Below are 605 nucleotides of genomic sequence, written 5' to 3' on the forward strand. Positions count from 1 at the left end.
GTCTGGACCTGTCCCGGATCGGCCTCGCCCACTCGGCGGAGGCCGCCCTGCGCAACGTCGGCCGGCTGGCGGCCGCCGCGGCGCTCCGCGGCAGCGAGGTCGTGCTGCTCGTGGAGGGTTCCGAGGACATCGACACCGTCCTGGCCGTCCACGACGCACTGGCGACCCGCTACGACAACCTCGGAATCACCCTTCAGGCGCACCTGCACCGCACCGGGGACGACGCCATGGCCGTAGCGGGGCCGGGCCGCACCATCCGGCTGGTCATGGGCTCCTCGCCCGAACCACCGGATGTGGCCCTGGCCCGGGGCCCGGCCCTCGACGACCGGTACCTCGATCTCGCGGAGCTCCTCCTGGACCGGGGCGTCGAGCTGAGCCTGGCCACGCAGGACGCCGAGGTCCTGGCCGCGGCGCAGGAGCGCGGGCTGCTGGAACACGTCCAGGACATCGAGATGCTCTACGGTGTCCGGCCCGAACTGCTGCGCCGCCACCGGGTGGCGGGCCGCACCTGCCGCATCCACGCGACCTACGGGGTGAACTGGTGGCTTCCCCTGCTGCGGAGACTGGCCGACAACCCCCCGATGGTGCTCAACGCCCTAGCCGAC

The 605-nt window shown here is 73.1% G+C and carries 1 pseudogene; it reads left to right on the plus strand.

What is annotated here, in order from left to right:
• Positions 1 to 605, plus strand: a pseudogene (locus tag ACFV20_RS36550) (proline dehydrogenase); the annotation flags it as partial.

This window comes from Streptomyces sp. NPDC059696, assembly GCF_042733745.1.
Taxonomy (GTDB): domain Bacteria; phylum Actinomycetota; class Actinomycetes; order Streptomycetales; family Streptomycetaceae; genus Streptomyces.